This window comes from Akkermansiaceae bacterium (genome assembly GCA_019634595.1).
GTDB lineage: Bacteria > Verrucomicrobiota > Verrucomicrobiia > Verrucomicrobiales > Akkermansiaceae > Luteolibacter.
Map to the genome: position 1 here is coordinate 889236 of JAHCBC010000001.1, position 19393 is coordinate 908628.

Annotated in this window: 19 protein-coding genes; 4 read left to right on the top strand and 15 right to left on the bottom strand. The window is 63.7% G+C overall.

What is annotated here, in order from left to right:
* Positions 1-2: 2 nt before the first annotated feature.
* From KF712_03705 to KF712_03735, 7 genes are all read right to left on the bottom strand, one after another.
* Positions 3-605 carry a sigma-70 family RNA polymerase sigma factor gene (locus KF712_03705; GenBank protein ID MBX3740072.1) on the bottom strand — a complete coding sequence of 201 codons (603 nt, stop codon included), beginning with the start codon at positions 603-605 and terminating at the stop codon, positions 3-5.
* Position 606: 1 nt separating this feature from the next.
* A complete protein-coding gene (locus KF712_03710) occupies positions 607-1227 on the bottom strand; it encodes a redox-sensing transcriptional repressor Rex (protein ID MBX3740073.1) in 621 nt (206 codons plus the stop codon).
* 31 nt (positions 1228-1258) lie between these two features.
* A complete protein-coding gene (locus KF712_03715) occupies positions 1259-2488 on the bottom strand; it encodes a 2-oxo acid dehydrogenase subunit E2 (GenBank protein MBX3740074.1) in 1230 nt (409 codons plus the stop codon).
* A gap of 52 nt (positions 2489-2540) precedes the next feature.
* The gene (locus KF712_03720) at positions 2541-3506 is read right to left on the bottom strand and encodes an alpha-ketoacid dehydrogenase subunit beta (protein ID MBX3740075.1); all 966 of its coding nucleotides are present in this window, start codon (positions 3504-3506) and stop codon (positions 2541-2543) included.
* Positions 3503-4453: a thiamine pyrophosphate-dependent dehydrogenase E1 component subunit alpha gene (locus tag KF712_03725; GenBank protein ID MBX3740076.1), complete on the bottom strand. Its 951-nt coding sequence runs from the start codon at positions 4451-4453 to the stop codon at positions 3503-3505. Before KF712_03725 ends, KF712_03720 begins: the two co-directional genes overlap by 4 nt.
* A gap of 125 nt (positions 4454-4578) precedes the next feature.
* Positions 4579-5349 carry a phosphoribosylformimino-5-aminoimidazole carboxamide ribotide isomerase gene (gene hisA, locus KF712_03730; GenBank protein MBX3740077.1) on the bottom strand — a complete coding sequence of 257 codons (771 nt, stop codon included), beginning with the start codon at positions 5347-5349 and terminating at the stop codon, positions 4579-4581.
* A 4-nt stretch (positions 5350-5353) separates the two neighbouring features.
* Positions 5354-6220, bottom strand: coding sequence for a helix-turn-helix transcriptional regulator (locus KF712_03735; GenBank protein MBX3740078.1), 867 nt, complete (start codon positions 6218-6220; stop codon positions 5354-5356).
* A 186-nt stretch (positions 6221-6406) separates the two neighbouring features.
* On the opposite strand from KF712_03735, the gene KF712_03740 reads away from it, so the two are divergent.
* The 4 genes from KF712_03740 (at position 6407) to KF712_03755 (ending at position 14127) form a co-directional block, all read left to right on the top strand.
* The gene (locus KF712_03740) at positions 6407-7171 is read left to right on the top strand and encodes a PEP-CTERM sorting domain-containing protein (protein ID MBX3740079.1); all 765 of its coding nucleotides are present in this window, start codon (positions 6407-6409) and stop codon (positions 7169-7171) included.
* 34 nt (positions 7172-7205) lie between these two features.
* The gene (locus KF712_03745; GenBank protein ID MBX3740080.1) at positions 7206-9458 is read left to right on the top strand and encodes a TonB-dependent hemoglobin/transferrin/lactoferrin family receptor; all 2253 of its coding nucleotides are present in this window, start codon (positions 7206-7208) and stop codon (positions 9456-9458) included.
* Positions 9459-9460: 2 nt separating this feature from the next.
* The gene (locus tag KF712_03750; protein MBX3740081.1) at positions 9461-10270 is read left to right on the top strand and encodes a DNRLRE domain-containing protein; all 810 of its coding nucleotides are present in this window, start codon (positions 9461-9463) and stop codon (positions 10268-10270) included.
* A gap of 371 nt (positions 10271-10641) precedes the next feature.
* Complete coding sequence (locus KF712_03755; protein ID MBX3740082.1) at positions 10642-14127, top strand: hypothetical protein; 3486 nt, start codon at positions 10642-10644, stop codon at positions 14125-14127.
* Between the two features lie 34 nt (positions 14128-14161).
* Here KF712_03755 and KF712_03760 read toward each other — a convergent pair whose 3' ends face one another.
* The 8 genes from KF712_03760 to KF712_03795 form a co-directional block, all read right to left on the bottom strand.
* Positions 14162-14761, bottom strand: a complete 600-nt coding sequence (locus KF712_03760; GenBank protein ID MBX3740083.1) for a sigma-70 family RNA polymerase sigma factor — start codon at positions 14759-14761, stop codon at positions 14162-14164.
* Between the two features lie 159 nt (positions 14762-14920).
* Positions 14921-15880, bottom strand: a complete 960-nt coding sequence (gene tal, locus KF712_03765) for a transaldolase (GenBank protein ID MBX3740084.1) — start codon at positions 15878-15880, stop codon at positions 14921-14923.
* Between the two features lie 100 nt (positions 15881-15980).
* On the bottom strand, positions 15981-16367 hold the full coding sequence (locus KF712_03770; protein ID MBX3740085.1) for a VanZ family protein: 387 nt from the start codon (positions 16365-16367) through the stop codon (positions 15981-15983).
* Between the two features lie 79 nt (positions 16368-16446).
* Positions 16447-16719: a hypothetical protein gene (locus KF712_03775; protein ID MBX3740086.1), complete on the bottom strand. Its 273-nt coding sequence runs from the start codon at positions 16717-16719 to the stop codon at positions 16447-16449.
* Between the two features lie 14 nt (positions 16720-16733).
* Positions 16734-17012, bottom strand: a complete 279-nt coding sequence (locus KF712_03780) for a BrnT family toxin (protein ID MBX3740087.1) — start codon at positions 17010-17012, stop codon at positions 16734-16736.
* A 59-nt stretch (positions 17013-17071) separates the two neighbouring features.
* Positions 17072-17722, bottom strand: coding sequence for a class I SAM-dependent methyltransferase (locus KF712_03785; protein ID MBX3740088.1), 651 nt, complete (start codon positions 17720-17722; stop codon positions 17072-17074).
* On the bottom strand, positions 17719-18501 hold the full coding sequence (locus KF712_03790; protein ID MBX3740089.1) for a glycosyltransferase family 2 protein: 783 nt from the start codon (positions 18499-18501) through the stop codon (positions 17719-17721). The genes KF712_03785 and KF712_03790 overlap by 4 nt, the downstream gene beginning before the upstream one ends.
* 64 nt (positions 18502-18565) lie before the next feature.
* Entirely contained in the window at positions 18566-19336 is a 771-nt protein-coding gene (locus tag KF712_03795) for a 1-acyl-sn-glycerol-3-phosphate acyltransferase (protein MBX3740090.1), read from the bottom strand.
* Positions 19337-19393: the final 57 nt, after the last annotated feature.

The window sequence follows — 19393 nt, forward strand, 5'->3', positions numbered from 1 at the left end:
CGTTAGCTGCGGAAGTCCGCGGGAAGGGATTCTCGGAGGCGTTTCAGCCCGGTATGGATGAGAAAGCCGATGTTGCCGGAACTGAGGCCGGTGACTTCGACGATCTCCTGATAGCTGAGACCTTGCTGGAATTTGAGGAGGATGACTTCGCGTTGGTTGGCGGAAAGCCTGTCGAGTGATTTCATGACCTGCCCGATGCGCTCGTCATGGAGGGCCTGTTCATCGGGGGCGGGTTCCGGACCGGCGACGCGCTTCCACTGCACCTCGTCGAGCGGCTGGACCCGCTTCTCCTTGCGGAGGACGTCGAAGGCACGGTTGCGGCATACGGTGAACAGCCAGGTCTTGAGGCTTTCACGGATCTTGTTGGGTTCTTGCTGGCACAGGCGGATGAAGGTGTCCTGGACCACGTCCCGGGCCCGGTCGAGGTCGTGCAGGATGGTGACCGCGTAGCCGATCAGCGGTGATTCGAACTCGGCGAGTGCCCTCTCGACGAACTGTTCCCGCGTTTCCGCCATCGGTTTTTCCGGAGCGGTTTGCGCCCCGTCATAGGGATCAACGTCCGGGAGGGCGGAAAGTTTAGGGGCATTTTCAGGAAAACCGCTCATTTTACCGGATGAAGTAGCCGAGGTGCTCCAGTTCCAAAGCCAGATCGACGTTATTGACGGTCACATCCGGCGCCACTTCAAGGACGATGGGTGAGAAATTGAGGATTCCCTGGATCCCGGCGGCCACCAGACGGTTCGCCACGGATTGGGCGGATTCCACCGGAACGCAGAGGATTGCGAGCTTCACCCCATGATTCTGGATGAATGACTCCAGATCATTGGGGGAATGGACGGGGATGCCCACCCCCCGGGCAACGGCACTGTCAGGATGGGTGTCGAAGGCGGCGATGACCTCGAATCCCTCCCTGCCGAATCCCTGGTAGCGCAGCAGGGCGGATCCCAGATTACCCGCACCGACGAGGATGACCGGCTGCAGGTGTTCACGGCCCAGCGTCTCACGGATGATGCCGGAGAGGATCTCCACCGGGTAGCCCAGCCCGCGGGTGCCGAACTGGCCGAAATAGGCGAGATCCTTCCGGAGCTGCGCGGGTTTCACACCGGCTGCACGCGCCAGCGTCGTGGATGACACGGTCTCCACGCCGTTGGCCCTGAGCTTCTGGAGGCAACGGTTGTAGATCGAAAGCCGGTAGATGGCTTTCTTGGGAATATCGATCTTCCCGATCTTGTCCTGCGGTTCCACGGCCGTCCTGGGTTCAGAGGGATTCCGGATGTTGGAGCAGTTCCGCCACGCGGTTGAGCAGGAATCCCGCTCCGCCGCCATCGACCACCCGGTGGTCGAAGGTCAGGAAAAGATCCGCCTGGGTGGCCGGGAGGAACGCTTCGACATGGCTGCTCCACACGGGCTTCTTCACACCCGCACCGATGCCCAGGATGAGGGTTTCGTTCGGCAGGGGGATGGGGGTTCCCGAGGTGAGGCCGAAGGTGCCGAAGTTCGTCACCGTGGCGATGCCGCCGCGGGTGTCCGCCTCGGTCAGACGGCGGCGGCGGGCGCGGTCCACCAGATCGTCATAGGTGGCGATGAGATCGGAAAGGCGGAGCTGGTCCACCTTGCGGACGGTCGGGACCACGACGCCGTCCTCGACCTGTACGGCCACGCCGATGTCGAACGAGCGGGGATGCACGATCTTTTCCCCGATGAGGTAGCCGGCGGTGGCGGGCTGTTCGGTGAGGGCGAGGGCGAAGGCACGGAGGAGGTAAAGGGTGAGGCCGGGCTTGGGATTCTGCGCACGGCGGTGGTCCAGCACGCGGTCCAGCAGCACGGGCAGGCCCACGGTGGCCAGCGGGCGCGTCCAGCTCCGGCGCATGGCATCCGCCACGGCGAGGCGCATCGGTGAAGCGGTGCTGCTCGGCCAGTCTTCGAGGTAGTCCAGGAAACGCTCGAGGTCCTCCACGGTCACCCGGCCGCCATTGCCGGTGCCGGCGACTGCGGAGATGTCAGCCTCGCGGAGACCCATGTCATCCATGCGGGCGCGCATGCGCGGGGAAATATAGTGCGCGCCCATGACGCCGGTGGGGACGGGCAGGCCCTTCACGCTGGGGACCACGGGCGGCGCTTCCTCATAGGCGTCATCGTCGAGGGCGAAGTGCAGGTTGGCTTCACCCTGCTGGGATGGGACGTTCACGTTCCTCTTCGAATCGAGCGACTCGACGGTGTCCACGCCGGTACGGGCGATTTCCTCCTCGGTCACCTCCAGCAGACCGAGCACGGTGCCGACGGAGTAGGACTCGCCCTCCACCGCCCGGATCTCGGAAACGATGCCGTCGCAGAGGGTGGTGACGCCCATGACCGCCTTGTTCGTCTCCACCTCGATGATTTCCTGGTCGGTCCGGACGGGATCACCGACGGCGACCCCAAGGCGAATGATGGTCGCCTCGGCGATCGATTCGCCGAGCTGCGGCATGAGGATGGGAACGGTGGGCATGTCAGGAAAGTTGACTGGTTTTCAGGAAATTCAGGGTCCAGGGGAGTTGGAACTAGAAGGAAAGAAGCTTCCGCAATGCCTCGCAGATGGATTCCGGAGTGGGCCGGTGGGCGGCCCAGAGCTTGGGATGATAGGGGACGGGAGTGTCGCGGGCGTTCAGCCGCTGCGGCGGTGCGTCCAGCAGGTGGAAGCCTTCCTCGGTGACACGGGAAACGATCTCCGCGGTGACCCCGCCCCATGGGAAAGCCTCACCGACGGCCAGCAGGCGGCCGGTGCGGGCGACGGAGGCGAGCACGGTGTCGATGTCGAGCGGCTTGACCGAGCGCAGGTCCACCACCTCGATCTCCCATCCGTCCTGCGCCAGGCGGTCGGCGGCGCGGACCGCCTCATGGACCATGGCGCTGTAGGCCACCACCGTCGCGTGCTTTCCGGGACGGGTGATGCGGGCCTGGCCGATGGGCAGGTGGTCGCCGTTGATGGACTTCGCCTTCAGCCAGCGGTAGAGGAACTTGTGCTCGCAGTAGATGACCGGGTCATCCAGCGCGACGCCGTCCAGCAGCATGTGATAGGCGTCCGAAACGGTCGCCGGGGTCAGCACCACCAGACCGGGATACTGGGCGTAGATGCCCTCCATGCTCTGGCTGTGGAAGGGGCCGGAACCGGGTGTGCCGCCGGAGGGCAGGCGCACCGTGATGGGGATGGGCATGCCGGTGCGGTAGAAGTGCGTGGCCGCCTGGTTGACGATCTGGTTGAACGCGATCGACGAGAAATCCGCGAACTGCATTTCCACGATCGGCCGCATGCCCTCGATGGCGGCGCCGACGGCCAGACCGATCATGGCATCCTCCGAGATGGGCGCGTCGAACACGCGGTTCGGATAGGCTTCGGCGAGTCCCTTGGTCGCCTTGAAAGCACCGCCGAAGGTGGCGATGTCCTGGCCGTAGAGGAAAACGCGGTCATCTTCACGCAGGAGCTTTTCCTGCGCTTCACGGATGGCGTCGATATAGGTCACACTCACTGGGCGGAAAGGGGAAAGCGGGTGGAAAGGGCGGTCCAGTTCTCCTTGTAGGGATCCGGGGTGTCCTCCTGCTGGGCCTGGGCGACGGCGCGCTGCACTTCCTCAGCCACCTCATCCTGCCAGGCGAGGATCTCATCCACGGTGGCGAACTGGTGCTCCACGAGCTGGCGCATGGCGACCTCAATGCAGTCGCGGCCATAGTGGCCGCCTTTGATGTCGGACGGGACGTAGGAACCGTCATCATGCTCACCGTGGCCGGACAGGCGCAGAAGGTGGGCGACCACCATCTGCGGGCCACCGCCGCTGCGGGCTTTGCGCACCGCTTCGGAGATCACGGATGCACAGGCGAGGAGATCCGTGCCATCGACCGAATAGCCGCCGATGCCGTAGCCGCGGGCGCGTTCCACCAGATCCCGGCAGGCGAACTGGCGGGTGTTCGGGGTGGAGTAGGCGAACTGGTTGTTCGCGACCACGACCACCATCGGCAGTCCTTCGATGGCGGCGAGGTTCACCCCTTCGTGGAAGGCACCGGTGGAGGTCGCTCCGTCGCCGATGCAGGTGGCTCCGACGACGCCGTTGAGCTGGCCTTTCAGCCGCTTGGCGAAAAGCATGCCCGCCACCAGCGGGACCTGTGCGCCCAGGTGGGAAATCATCGCCGGCATGCCCATTTCCGGGCGTCCGCGGTGGATGTTGCCGTCCCGGCCGCGCATGGGCCCCTCGACCGAGCCGAGGTAGGTGCGGGTGCAGTCGAGGAGAGGTTCGCCAAAGGCGGTGCGTCCCGCCTGGTCCCGGATCAGCGGGGCGAACACATCACGTCCCTGGACCAAGGCGGTGCCGAGGCTGGCGCTCACCGCCTCCTGCCCGCGTCCGAGATAGACCCCACCGACGATTTTCCCCGCTTTGTAGAGGGAGGAGAGCTTGTTTTCCAAGATCCTCCCGCGGAGCATCGAACGGAAAACGGACCTCAGGAAGTCACGGTCGATCATCGGTCCGTCGTCAAAGGGCTTCATTTCCAATTCGGGCACGGGCCAAGGGTATGACGACCCGGGCGGTGCCTGCAACCGCTTTCCCATCATGCCGTCCGGCGGTTCCAGTCCAGAAGCTCCGCGTAGGTCACGCCGCTCCCCCCGAAGATGTCCAGCGCACTGCCGACGGTGATGTCCACCACGCCCTGGCCGGCCCATTCGAGAAGCTCCACATCCGCGATGGAGGCGGCTCCGCCCGCATACGTGATCGGGATTTTCCCCCAACCACCCAGCAGGGACACCAGATCCACATCGATGCCCCGGCAGAGGCCCTCCACATCCGCGGCGTGGATCAGGAATTCCGCGCAGTGCGGGGCGAGACGGTCCAGCGTGGCGTGGTCCACCGTCATTTCCGTGGGGGTCTGCCAGCGGTTCATCGACACCGTCCATCCATCGCCGGATTTCCGGCAGGAAAGGTCGATGACCAACCGCTCCCTGCCGACGCCTTTCACGAACGCTTCCAGGACATCGGGGAGGAATTTCCCGTCCGCATCAAACAATGCGGAGGTCACGATCACGTGGCTGGCACCCGCGTCCAGCCATTCCCTGGCGTTCGCGGGGGTGATGCCGCCGCCGATCTGGAGGCCGCCGGGCCATGTCGCCAGGGCCTCGCGGGCCGCCGCGTCGTTTCCCGGTCCCAGTTTGATGACGTGGCCGCCTTTCAATCCATCATCACGGAAGCGGGCGGCGAACCAGCCGGAGGGTTTTTCCGAAACAAAGTTCTCCCTGGGCCCCTGCCCGTCGTCACGCAAAGTACCTCCGACGATTTGTTTCACTTGGCCATGGTGAAGATCGATGCAGGGGCGGAATTTCGTCATGGGATCAGTTATGCCGGTAGAGGGAGGGAAGGATGCCTTTTTCGAGGAGGAAAGCCTTGGTGAAGTGGCTGATGCTGCTGTAGCCAACCTCCAGGGCGGCCTCCGTCACGTTGTGGGTGCCATTCTGGAGGAGGTCGGCCGCGTGGTCGATACGGATCTGGCGGAGTTTTTGTGTCAGGGTCTTGCCCGTGTGGCTCCGGAAAAGGCGGCTCAGATAGTGGGGCGCGCAGCCCACATGGGTGGAGAGCGCTTTGAGGTCCAGTTCCTCGTCAAAGTGCTCCCTCAGCCATAGCACCGCCTTGTCCACCCGGAGGCTGATGCTGTCCTGCTTCCTGGTGGTGGAGGGGTGTTCCACTCCACCGAAAAGGCTGAAGCATTCCACCAGCTTCGCGCGGAACCACATGGGCCGCAGGGGGCGGGCGACGGGAGGTGACAGCATGGCTTCACAGAGATCCTTTTCCGCGAGGGACATGGTGCGGGTGAGGCCGATCTGTTCGGGAACGGCATCCGCTTTTCCGAACAACGGATGCAGGGAGGCCAGCAGTCCTCCGAATTTATCCGCCAGCCAGCGGTCGGAAACCGTGAGCACCACGCAGCGGTGACGGCCGCTGCCCGGCAGGCGGCTCGCATAGATGCCGCCCTCCGGGGGAATCCGGCAGATGGCGGTCATGCCCGGGAAGATGCTGAGGCGGATGTTTTCCCCCAGCACGACCCCGTAGCCATCCGGATTCAGGATGAGATGGGCATAGCCGGGGAGGAGCATGCCGCCCCAGTCCAGGGGCTGGCTGGAGTCCGAGTCGATCCCGACGACCGTGGCTCCATCACGCGCCAAAGAGCCGTGGAGGATGTGGGCTTGTGCGGGCAGCTTCATCAAGGAGGGCGGTTACGGAGCAACAGCCTAGGGAGGGAAGCGATTCTCGCTCGCGGTTGGTTGTCAGAGGATGACGATGAATTGTCATTAACGTCCGCGCAGTGCACCGGGGCGCGATGAATTGGCAACACGGCGGGAGCGCGGCCAACGGGATTGGGGGAAGGTCGGGACGTGAAGCAAATGACCATGACCTCCATACGATTGTCAGTGATCGGCGCCATCGCCGCCGTATCCTCCGCCCACGCAGCGCTGCTCATCCAGGCTCCGTCCCTGGGAAGCGGCCAGGAAAGCGTTTATTGGGAGTTCTTCGAGGGCACCGGACCAAACCGGGGACTCAGCAGCGGCAATGCGGCGGGCACCCCCGCGGCCGGTGTGGGGACCATCGCCCCCGTTTCGCCGGGCTACCGCGCGAGCGCGGGCTACTACTCCTTCATGGGCAGCTTCGGCCTCACAGCGACCACCCAGGCGACGGCGCTGAGCGATATCCAGAACGTCGTTTTCCAACGGGTGTCCATGGCGAACCCGGATTTCTCGCTGGACGTGAACCTGAACTGGGACGGAAACGCGATCGTCGGTGCGACGCCGGATGATCCTTCGCTCGGAGCCGCACCATCCATCACCCTGGGTGGCCCGTGGTTGTCCTATTATGATGCGGCGAACAACCTGCTCGGCAGGGTCCAGGCGACCTACACCGGTATCCTTGCTTCCGCCACCGACATCACGGTTGGAGGTTTCAGCGGGGATCTCAACAGCTTCACCTACCAGTGGGACCTTTCCGGAGTCGCGGAGGAAGTGAGGTCCATCCGGATCGACGCTCCCATCATCGTCCACTCATCCACGGTCGAGGCGCGGATCGACATCGGGGGGAGCTTCGTGCAGGTCGTTCCGGAGCCATCCAGCGGTTTGCTGAGTCTGGGTGTGGCCGCGCTCCTCATCCGCCGCCGTCGCTGAATTTCCTGGGTTGCACAAGCGTGTTCCGGACGTGATGAATGCAAAAACGATAGGCGCGTTCATCGCGTCCGGTCTTCTCGGGGCTACCTTTTCGCGTGGCGAGGAGGAGCTCGGGGAAATCATCGTGGTGGGCAACCGCATCGGCAGGACGTGGATCGACTCCGCGGGGACGGTCCTGCGGAGGGATTACAACCAGATGCTGGAGGAGGGGACCTACGATCTGGCGGGCTTCGCCAAGTATGACCCGACCGTTTCGCTGCCGTTCGACTTCGCGAGTGGTGACGGGGCCTACGCCTACGGCCAGAGCGGCTACGGCTCCATCAACATCCGCGGGATGGAGGGCAACCGCATCACCATGGAGCTGGATGGCGTGCGCCAGCCGCCGCAGTATGTCTCCACCTCCTTTGACATGGGGAGTGACGATGGTGCGGGTGGCGTCGGCCGCGACTACTTCGACCCCGCCATGTTCGAGGCGGTGGAGGTGTTGAAGGGCGGTGCCAGCGCCCTCTACGGAAGTGACGCGCTGGGGGGCGTGGTCTCCTTCACCACACCGGATCCGGAGCATTTCCTGAAGGGGCGCGGCTACGGCGCCCTGCTCCGGTCGCAATACTACTCCGTGAACGAAAGCCACTCGCTGCAGGCGGGTGGGGCTGTCCGCAAGGGGGACACCGCCTTCATGCTGATGGGCTCGTGGCGGGAGGGCCATGAGAACGGGAACAACGGCAACATCGCGCCGAACCCCGCGGACTTCGACTCCCTTTCGCTGCTCTTCAAGGCGGAGCACCGGATGGACCGCCACCTTTTCCGCCTGGCGGTGGAAACGTTCGAGCGGGACAGCTTCATCGACGCGCGCAGCGCGGCCGAGTCGTCCTTCGTCCTCTTCAACGACTTCGTGCACAACAACCAGCATCTGGAACGCCAGCGCGTGAGCGCGTGGTGGGACTACGAGCCGGAGCGGTGGCTGGACGAGGTGAAGGTTCACGGCTACTGGCAGCAGTCCTCCAGCACCAGTGACAGCCGGTCGGCCTCGAAGCCCATCGTCATCGGCGGCAGGCCCATCCCGGGCACGTCCATCACGCGCCAGCAGTCCATCGAGTTCGACACGGACATCCTGGGGCTCACCACCACCGGCATGAAGGAGATTGGCGCGGGAGGCCGCGTCGTCCAGCAGCTCCTCATGGGCATCGACCTCTCGTTCGAGGAAAACGAGAACCGCTTTTTCCGGATCAACAACAACCTGCCATCGGACCGCGTTTCGTTCTCCCCGACGGAGACGCTCCGGGCAGGCGTTTTTGTCCAGGATGAGTTCCGCATCGGCGACCAATGGAGCGTCACGCCCGGTGTGCGGTTCGACTGGCAGAGCATCAAGCCACGGCCGAACCAGGGGTATCTGGACCGCCTGAACTCCCTGGGCAACTATGGCTACGCGCCGCCGGAGGACTATGACAACCTGGCCATCTCCCCGCGCCTGACCGTTTCCTGGAAACCGCGCGAGACGGTCCAGTGGTATGCGACCTATGCGCACGGCGTGAGGAACCCCACTGCGGAGGAGCTTTCGATGGTCTTCGACCATCCGCCGGACGGGAGCAATCCCGCGGGGTCGATGACTCTGCCGAACTCCAAGCTGAAGGAGGAGAAGAGCGATGCCTTTGAGATCGGCGTGAAGACGGACAGCGATGCAGGGAGATTCCAGGCGTCCGCCTTCCACACCCGTTACGATGATTTCATCGAGAACGGCTCCCGCACCGGGGAACTGACGGATGACGGGCGCGACATCCTCACCACCGTGAACCGTGGCCGCGCGGACATCTATGGCTTCGAGCTGGGCGGGTTGTGGAACCTCGGCCAATGGTGGAGCCAGGCGGAGGGGTGGCAGGTCGGCCTGAGCACGGGAAAGAGCGTGGGCATCAACCGCTCCGACAGCACCTGGCTCAACACGGTGGAGCCGTGGAAATCCGTGGCATCCATCGGTTATGACGACCCGGCCGGGAGGTTCGGCGCGAGACTCACGGGTGTCTACACGGACGAGGTGACACGGGTGGATGACAACACGAACCAAGGCGATTTCTACCGTCCTCCAGCCTGGTTCACCATGGATCTCTCCGCCTACTGGCGACCCACGGACACCGTCATCATCCATGCGGGGCTGAACAACATCTTCGACGAGAAATACTGGTCCTGGGGCTCCGTGCGGCGTGGTGGCGGGCACCTCGGCGGGAACTCCGTCAGCGAGCGATCCACCGCGCCGGGCCGCAACTTCAGCATCTCCCTCACCAAGACCTTCTGACCATGAAACGGATCATCGCCACCCTATTCGCTGCCGTCGCGGTTGCCAGCGCGGAACCGGTCATCCTCACTCCCGTGCAGGACTCGGACGTCTATTCCTATCCCGGCGACGGCAACCCCACCAGCACCACCTTTTCGCTCGGTGTGAGTTCGACCCCGCCGAGCTATCCCACGCTGCATTCCCAGAAATCGCTCATCCAGTTCGATCTCTCATCACTGCCGTTCCCGGCGTCGGAGATCGGTTCCGCGGTGCTGAGGTTGTTCGTCTTCCCGCCGGATCCCAGTTACGGATCGCTCTACCCTGGGGATGTGCATGTGCACCGGCAGGCGGTCGCATGGTCCGTCACCGCCATCACCCCGAAGTGGCCGACGTTCCAGTCCGCGGAGCATCTGGGAAGCTTTCCCGTCCTGTTATCCTCGGCCAATGAATGGGTGGAGTACGACCTCACGCCCACCGTGGTGGGATGGGCATCCGGCAGTTATCCGAACCATGGCATTTTCCTCGCCCCGCTGACGGACCGGATGACGCCCTCACTGAACGTGACCTTCGCCTCCATGGAGGTGGAAGGTTACCGTCCGGAGCTTGTCATCACCCGGCGGACCGCCAATCCGCAGTTGTCGATCCGGACCAACGGAGGGGCATTGGCACTGACATGGCCAGTCGCCGGCAGCGAAGGCTGGACCCTTGAGCGCGCCGACCATCCGGGAGGGCCATGGACGTCCCATACGGCAACGGCCGGAGAAAATGGCGGCTTCTGGGAGATCCACGGCACAACGGGTGCAGGCCCCGAATTTTTCCGCCTCGCCAGGTAATGAGGGTGCGTCCGGCGGAGGCCCTGGACATGGCACCAGGGCCTCTCATTTCGGAGTTCGATCCGAAATTTGAAAAGATTACCACTGATTGCACTGATTTACTGATTCAGAATCCGCCAATGTAACGGAAGAATATCTTTTCCTCCCTTTCTTCAAATCAGTGCAATTTGGCTTAGTCTTCAGACGCTGGTTCGCCCATCTCCGCTGCGCTCCGATGGTGGTAATCCAACGGTTTTCCTCCGGCATCGCCTGAAATGAGATGGCCCTGGACATGGAACAGAATCCGCTCGCCGGATGCGGATGGAACTGCCATTCTGTCCAGTACGGACACAGGTTGACGGTGTCCTTCAGCCCCCACGCCCCGGCACGCCATGCGCTTTCCATGTCTTTTTCCGGCCATCGCATTGATCTTCACCGCCGCAGGGCCGGTCCATGCCATCGTCATCGGCCTCGACCAGTTCGACTACCCTGACGGCCCCATCGCCGGGCAAAGCGGCGGCACTTTCTGGAACTGGCGGAACCGTGCTCCGGCGGCGCGCACGGCGGGTATCTCCGATTGGGACGACACGCAGGTAGCTCCCGCTGTTGCCGCCGGGAGACTTGTCACTCTGAACAGCGCCGCGAAACGCGAATACAACGGCCCCGGCGAGGGCGACACGGTGGACATCGAACGTGCCGACGGGCTGGGGGCCATCAGCGCGTTCGACAACGGCACGGTTTCATTCAGCCAGCATACCGTCTATTACCGTGTCACCTTCACGACGGGGTCCAGCGTCACGCCTGACCCGTTCATCGGCCTTGCTTCCCTCGACTTCGGGACGGAGCGGATCACCTTCGGCAAGCATGTCGGCAGCACGGTATTCGGCATCGGGGAATCCGGAGCGGGCACCACGAATGGTGGCACGGTGATCCAGCCGGGCACCACCTACACCCTCGTGGCGAAGCTCGACTTCGGCAACGGCACCACCGGCACGGCCAGTCTGTTCCTCAACCCGGACTTCAATGCCGCGGAGCCTGCGCCTCTGGTGACACGTTCCTTCAACGCGGGCTTCTGGAGCACCGCCGTGCGCCTCTCCAGTGGCGGCGGCACTCCCGTCCTGTGGGACGATCTCGTCGTCGGCACCACCTGGGATGACCTTGGCGCCGTCGTCACCACCACGGTGGACGAGAACAACGGCTCGCTGGATCCCGCGGCTGGCGGCGGCGCAGGCGTGTCGCTGCGTGAGGCGGTGGAACACTCCCCGGCAGGCAGCCTGGTCACCTTCTCGCCCGGCCTCTCCGGGCAGACCATCACGCTCACCCATCCCGGCGGCGACATCACCGTTCCATCCGCCGTCACCCTCGATGCCAGCAGCCTGGCCGGTGGCCTGACAGTCGATGGGAACAACGCCTCGCGGCATTTCCATGTGGAGACGGGGAAATCCCTCACCCTGCGCGGCCTCACCCTCACCGGGGGGAATGGCAACGAGGCCAACGGCGGCTCCATTTTCGCTGAAGGCACACTCCGTCTCCATCACTGCACCTTCACGGGAAATGCCAGCACCATGGCGGGTGGGGCGATTGGCCTCTTTTCCGGAGTTCTGTCGGCCACCGGCTGCACCTTTGCGGAGAATACGGCGGGCGACAGCGTCATCTGGTATGACAGCCCTTCCGCAGGGACTCTCTCCCACTGCACTGTGACGGGAAATCTCTCCACGAGAAACAACGCAACCGGGGGCATTACGGTCGTGGCGGGCACACTGGCCCTGGAGCGCTGCACCATCGCCCGCAACACCGGCAAGGGCGGCGGCGGTGGCCTTTACATGGTGGGTTCCACCACGGTGGTGAGCATCCATTCCTCCATCATCGCCGGAAATGCGGATCCCGGCGAAACCCGGCATGATGTCTGGAAATTCAGCGGCACCCTCAACCGTTCCGGTGCCAATCTCATCGGCAACCCAACCGGCGCGGAGGCGCAGTTCCCCGCTGGCAGCCCGAATGCCAACGGCGACCATGTCGGGACGGCCATCGCCCCGCTGGACCCCCGGCTGAGCCCGCCGGGTTGGTTCGGAGGTCCCGTGCCGACCATGCACCCGCTCATCGGCTCCCCAGCCATCGATGCGGCGGGCACCGGCGACCCCGGCGGCACGGATGCCCGGGGCTTCCCGCGGTTTGTGGACGGTGACGCCAGCGAATCTTCCCGTACTGACATCGGTGCGGTGGAGGCAGGGCCCCTGATGACGGTGGCTTCCGCCACGGATTCCGGTGATCTGGCCTCCCTCCGCGGCAGGATCTCCGCCGCGGCCGGCATTCCCGGAGCCCGCATCGGATTCCTGCCCGGTGTGTTCCCCGGCGGAACCATCATCACCCTGGGCGGCGTGGAACTTTCCATTCCCGCCACGCCAGGGCTTTTCATCGATGCTTCCAACCTTTCCGGCCCCGTGATCCTCTCCGGCGACCAGCGGAGCCGTGTGTTCGACATCCCCGCCACCGCCACCGTGGCGATGCATTCGCTGCGCATCGTGAATGGAAAGGCGGCGAACGGGGCGACAGGAACCCCGACAACGGCGGGCCAGCCAGGTGGAGACGGTGGCGGCATCCGCAGCGCCGGTTCGCTGAGCCTCTTCTCCTGCGAAGTGTCCGGAAACAGGGCGGGGAACGGTGGCTCCCACGGACTCAATGGCATGGGTCTGGACAACGTTGTGGATGGAGGGAATGGCGGCAAGGGGGGCGGCATTTCCAGCACCGGTCCGCTTGTTCTCTCCGTTTGCTCGGTCTCCGGCAATACCTCGGGCCGGGGGGGCAATTCCAGGACGTCCAACTCCAGTTCCGGTGGCTCCGGCGGTGGCATTTTCTGCGGTGGTCCCACCCGCCTCAGCGCCTGCACCTTGTCCGGCAACACGGGCGGACAAGGCGGAACCCGGATGGGGTCCGGAGGCGGCAGAGGAGGGGATGGAGGAGCCATCTCCAGCGGTGGAGCCTTGACCATCATCGACAGCACCCTTTCAGGAAACAGTGCCGGAGATGGTGCGGGTGTATCTGCTGACGGAGGAGGACGGGGCGGCGCGATTTTCAAGCAGGACTCCGTTAAGTTCCATCTCAGCAACTGCACGATCGCGGACAACCGGTCTGGGACAGGAGGCAATCCCGGCCAAGGTGGCGGGATCTTCGGTGCCACCCTCACGCTGCGGAATTGTGTGATCGCCGGAAATATCCGCCCTGGCATCGGCGGCGACAACCTTTCCTCCAATTCCAGCCAGCCTCTTCTTTACATCGGGGCGAATCTGCTGGGAACGCCCCCCACCGTTTTTTCCGCCACAGGCCCGGCTCCCATCATCGCCGATCCTCTCCTGGCACCGCTGGGTGACTACGGCGGTCCCACGCTGACCATGGCCCTCCGTCCGGGCAGTCCGGCGCTCAATGGCGGAACCGCCTCCGCCCGCATCACGGACCAGCGCGGCTTTCCCAATGTCGGCCTGCCGGACATCGGCGCCTATGAGGCGGGCACAAACGCGGGCTACAACGCCTACATCTGGGAAACCCTGCCCGCCGCCGCCACCGAGGACCAGCACGCCGCCACCGCCGACTACGATGGCGATGGCGCGGCGAATGGAGATGAGTTCATCGCCGGCACCCTTGTCACGGACCCGGGGAGCGTCTTCCGCATCAAGCAAAGTGTGCGCAGCGGCCCGAACTTCTCAGTGACGTTTCCCACCCGCGCGGGCCGCACCTACCGGTTTCTCGCCTCTCCGGATCTCAAAGACCCGTGGATCGACATTTCCGGCGCCAGGGAAGGCACCGGGGCGGATATGACCTTGGCCGTGGACGTCACCGGCTTCCCGCGTTATTTTTTCCGCATCAGCGTGAGCGCCGAGTGAGGCGGCCCGCCGCCGGGCCGCCACCATCGCGCGGTCAGGGCTCCAGATATTTTGAGAGCGAGTCCCTCAAGGTGGTCCGTGCACGGAAGAGGAGACTCTTCACGGCGGAGACGGAGAGGTCCAGCACCGTCGCGATCTCCTCGTAGGGCATCTGCTCGTAACGGCGGAGCACCACTGCCATGCGCTGTTGTTCCGGCAGGGCGGAAATGGCTTTGTCCACCGCTGCACGCAGTTCCGTCTGGAGCAGCTCGGCATCCGGCTGGCGGCTGGGATCATCCGGCGTCCCGGCATGCGAGGTGTCCTCCCGTTCGTCGGATGACACTTCCTTCCGGCGCTTCTTCCGTCTGGATTCGTTGAAGACGAGGTTGCGGGTGATGGTGAAAAGGTAGGTGGTGAACTTCGCGTCAGGCCGGTAGCGCTTCGCGTGGCGCCAGACCCGGAGAAATACCTGCTGGGAGATGTCCTCCGCCTCGGACGGATTCCCCAGCATCTTCGCCACGGTGCCCACGACGGCGTTCTGGTGCCGTTCCACCAGCTCCCGGAATGCGCGGTGGTCGCCCGCGCCGATGCGCTCCATCAGCAGGATGTCGCGTGAATTTTCGTCGGTGGGCGCTGGCGGGCGGTCGGCCTCCATGATGGCAAGGAAAGGGCTAGCGGCGAATCCGGCGCTGGGCATGGATTTCCAACCACCGGATGAGAGGGAAGTTGCGCCGAATTTATTCACATGGGAACAAAAAGAAAGGCACGCGCTGACGCGTGCCTTTCCGTGGCGGAATGCCGCTGATCCGTCCGTTCAGAGGGAACCGGCGATGAGTTTTTCGAGTTTCACGATGTCTGCGGCGAACTTCCGGATGCCATCGGCGGTTTTCTCGACGGCCATGGCGTCCTCGTTGAACATCAGTCGGAACGATTTCTCGTCCAGGGTGATCTGCTCCACATCGGAAGCGGCGGCTTCTTCGGCGGAGAGTTTCTTTTCGACCGGCTCCGTGGATGCCTGGAGTTCCGCGAGCAGGCTGGGTCCGATGGTGAGGAGGTCGCAACCGGCGAGCGCGAGGATTTCCCCTTTGTTCCGGAAGGAAGCGCCCATCACCTCCGTGGTGTAGCCGAACTTCTTGTAGTAGGTGTAGATCTCGCGGACGGAGACGACACCGGGATCTTCCTCCGCCGTGTAGTCCTTGCCGGTGCTGGCCTTGTACCAATCGAGGATCCGTCCGACAAACGGGGAGATGAGCTGCACGCCGGCCTCCGCGCAGGCGACGGCCTGGGCAAAGGAAAAGAGCAGCGTGAGGTTGCAGTGGATGCCTTCCTTCTCCAGCACCTCGGCGGCCTTGATGCCTTCCCAGGTGGAGGCGATCTTGATGAGGATGCGGCTGCGGGCGTGGCCCTCCGCCTCATAGGCGGCGATGAGCTGGCGGGCCTTTGCGATGGTGCCTTCCGTATCGAAGGAAAGACGTGCGTCCACCTCGGTGGAAACCCGGCCAGGGACGATCTTGAGGATCTCCAGGCCGAAGAGGATGAGGATGCGGTCGAGGATGGTCTCCATGAGCGCCGCTCCTTCCTGACCGGACTCCTTTCCGTCCGCGATCGCCTGGTCGATCAGGTGGCGGTATTCCGCTTTTCCCGCGGCCTGCAGGATCAGGGAAGGGTTGGTGGTCGCGTCACGGGGTTGGTACGCTTTCATCGACTCGAAATCGCCGGTATCGGCGACGACGGTGGTGAACTGTTTGAGCTGGTCGAGTTGGTTGGCACTCATTGCCACCACCCTATGCCGGGCCTGCGGCGAGGAAAGTTGAAAAGCGGGGGAACGGAGATCCGGAGGATGAGAACGCTTCAAGCCGCTGATGAACGGGGTTTCAGCGGAGAATGTGATGCAGGCGGCGGAATATCAGCGCCCCGCAGACCGCCCCGCTGACATCAGCCAGCCAGTCGCCGGGATCGTTGCCGGTTCTTCCCGGAACATGGCTCTGGTGATGCTCGTCCAGCCAGCCAACGAGTGCCAGAACCACGAATACCATCGCCACGATCAGCGGCCAATGCGGCCGGTGGGGACGCAGACGGAAAAAGAACGCCGCCAGCAGGCCGCCACCACCAAGGAAGTAGCCGAAATGCGCCACCTTATCAATGCCTGGGATGGGCGGCAGGCCGCCGGCGTCACCGCTGCGGGAGGAAAGCAGCCAGAGGATGCCGAACCAACCTGCGAAGCAGGCGAACCAGAACCAGGGATTGCGTGGAAAAACCAAGACGTGACGGGGATGTATCACCCTTTCCCGATAACAAACGGAACGGGGATGATGCGTGAAATTCCCGTGAAATCCTCCGTCACTGCTTGCGCATCTCATCCTCCAGACGTTCCGCGAGCCACTGCTTCATCATCGACTGATAGTTGAGGAAGCGGGAGCGGGCGATGCGCTTGATTCTGGACAGCATCCGGGGATCGAAGCGGAGGGTGATGGTCGTGGATTCACGGGAGTCCGCCTCGTGGACGGATGTGGACATGAGGCGCGGGTCAAGTTCGTGGGTCGCCCAGAACTGGGCCTCGGCGGCTTCGTCGGGGAACTCCGGAATATCAGACCAGCGGGAGATTGGGGTCATGTCAGGATGGGGTTTTAGCGGAATTCCGCGTATTTTCGGTCGTAGAATTTCTGTTCTCCTTCGGTCATGTCGCGGGCGGCGACCACACGGACGGTCTTGCCGTCCGTGCCGAAACAGAAGAAAAGATAACGGTCGGCCACCGTGCGGCCGAGGGAGTAGTAGCGGGAGGAGCCGTCGCCCCGTTCACTGTCAGGGAGAAAGCGCACGGCAAATGGATCTTCAAGCGCTTCCTCAAGCTCCCGGGGCTTGATCGAGCGGAGATCGAATTGAACGTCGATAAGGTCGAGTTCCATGGGGTGATGGTGGAGAGTCTGTTAGGGAAGTGCAATCACTCGCTCGAAAAAAGAGCGGTTTATTGCCGGTTTAGCACGATGAGATGGTTGTTGAAAGGTGTTCCGCCCCAAAGAGGGGTGATGGAAACCTTTCCGAAAGGTGAGAGGATCCGCGAAAAGTCCTCCGCGGTGGGATAGTGGGTGGGGGCGGCCTTCATCCAGAAAGTCACCTTGGCGAGCAGGTCTCCCAGGATGGTGACGCGGAAACGCCATGAATCATCCCGCACGCAGGAGCGGATGACCAGTTTCCCGCCGGGCAGGACGCTGGAGGCCGCCTGCTGGAGCAGCGTCTCCTGCTGCTCCGGAGTGAAAAACTGCAGGATGTCGAGGATCGTCACATTCCCCGCATGGTCCGGCAATCCGTTGCGGGCGTCATGAAAGGCGAAAGTGAGGCCGGAGAAGCCCGACCCGGGAATCGCCTGCTCCGCGCATTTGATCTTCAGTTCGTCGTAGTCGAGGCTGTGGATGGGAAAGGTGAGGCCTTTTTCCCGCAGATAGAAAGCCAGCACGCCCAATCCGCAGCCGAGATCCAGCAGGGGCAGATCCGTGCCCTCCAGCTCCCGGTGGATGGCCGTGTAGAGCGGATCCGTGCGCAGCTTGGAGCGCACGTAGTAGTGGTGCTGTTTCCTTGGAAACAGGTCGGCGATGCGTCGTTCGAGGGTGCCGGTCACGCGCTGGGTGGATTGAGATGATCGAGGGGATTCGCCCCCCGGGCGATGAGCAGGGGCAGGCGGAAGAGGAACCCGGCCATCAGGCGCATGTGCATCCAGGTGAGCAGGGTATTGTCACGCAGGTAGCGGAACTGGGAGATCCCTCCTTCCTCCTTGCTGGGGTAGCGCACCGGCGTGGCGAGGTTGAGGATCGGGACACCGCTCCAAGCGAGGCGGACGGCGACCTCCGGGTCGAAGTCGAAACGGCGTGCGAAGGCGGTGGATTCCATCACTTCCAGCAGGCGGGCCGCCGGATAAAGCCGCATCCCGAACAGGGAATCATCGATGCCCCAGCCGAGGGTTTCGAGGTTCGCCCAGAAATTGGAGATTTTCCGTCCGTTGACCCGGATGGCCGGTGCGGAGGAATCGAATACCGGTTTGCCGAAGACGGCGGCTTCGGGGTGCTCCGCCGACAGGCGGAAGAACTCCGGCAGATGGGTGGCAGGGTGCTGGCCGTCCGCATCCATGGTCAGCACATGGGTGTAGCCGGCTTCGATGGCGGCCTTCAGGCCATGGAAAACGGCGGCGCCTTTTCCGGAGTTCCGCTCCAAGCGGAGGATGCGGAAGTCCTGCGAGGGAGCAGGGGAAAGCCCCTCCAGCAGGGCGGGGGAACCGTCGGTGGAACCATCAACGACGATCCATAGTGGAAAGCCGGAGGCCAGGGCCTTGGAAACGGTGTCACGGAGAATGGGGCCGGTGTTATAAGTCGGGATCAGGATGAGCGGTCTCGGATCGGCCATGTGGGAAGGTGCTTTATCCACAGCGGGCAGGGAGGGCAAGCGCGGTGGCAGCGTGAGCGATGAATCAAACACCGGTTTGACGCCTCAACGGGTGGGATTTTGCAAGTTCCTGCTCATACACCTGTTGCATGCGGCGGGTGAATGCGGAGGCGGATTCGTCCCCCTGCGGGAGAAGTGGTTCGCCGACGTTGATGGAGATCCCGATGGGGAAGACAGGCGGCTTCCACAGCGGCCAGCCCTTCTGGAGGAACCGGCTGTTGCTCCTGATGAAGACGGGATACACCGGGACCTTGGCGCGGATGGCAATCAGGGCGCACCCTCCTTTCAGCGGGTTGATCCAACGCTCGGTGGGGTGGGTGCGGGTTCCCTCCGGGAAAAGCAGGAGCTGGCCGCCCCTTTGGAGGGCATCCGCGGCATCACGGACCATGCGTGAGGTGGCGCCATTCGGGATGTAGCCGGAGAGCCGGGATCCGCCGCCGAGGAATGGATTCCGGAGGATGGAGTTTTTCATCACGCAGATGGCCTGGGGCAGACGGGCGATGATGAAGACGGCATCCCAAAGTGAGGCATGGTTGGGCGCGACGATGATGGGGGTGGAGACACGCCCCAATTTCTCCAATTCAGAGAGATCAACTTTCAGAAGGCCGGTTACCCTCAGATAAACCACGAAGAAATGGAAAATGTAGTGGTGAACCTGGCGGCCCAACCGCTCACCAGCAGCGCGTGGCATGATGTATGAAAGCGTCCCGCAGACAACGGTCACCAGCAGTCCGAGAATGCCCCAATAGAGGATGGCCCCCGCCATGGCGAGCCAGTCCAGTGGAACGCGGGCCAATGGGCGTAGCCGGGCTGTTTCTGCCCGGAAGGAGGGAATGGCACTGGGATCCGCAGG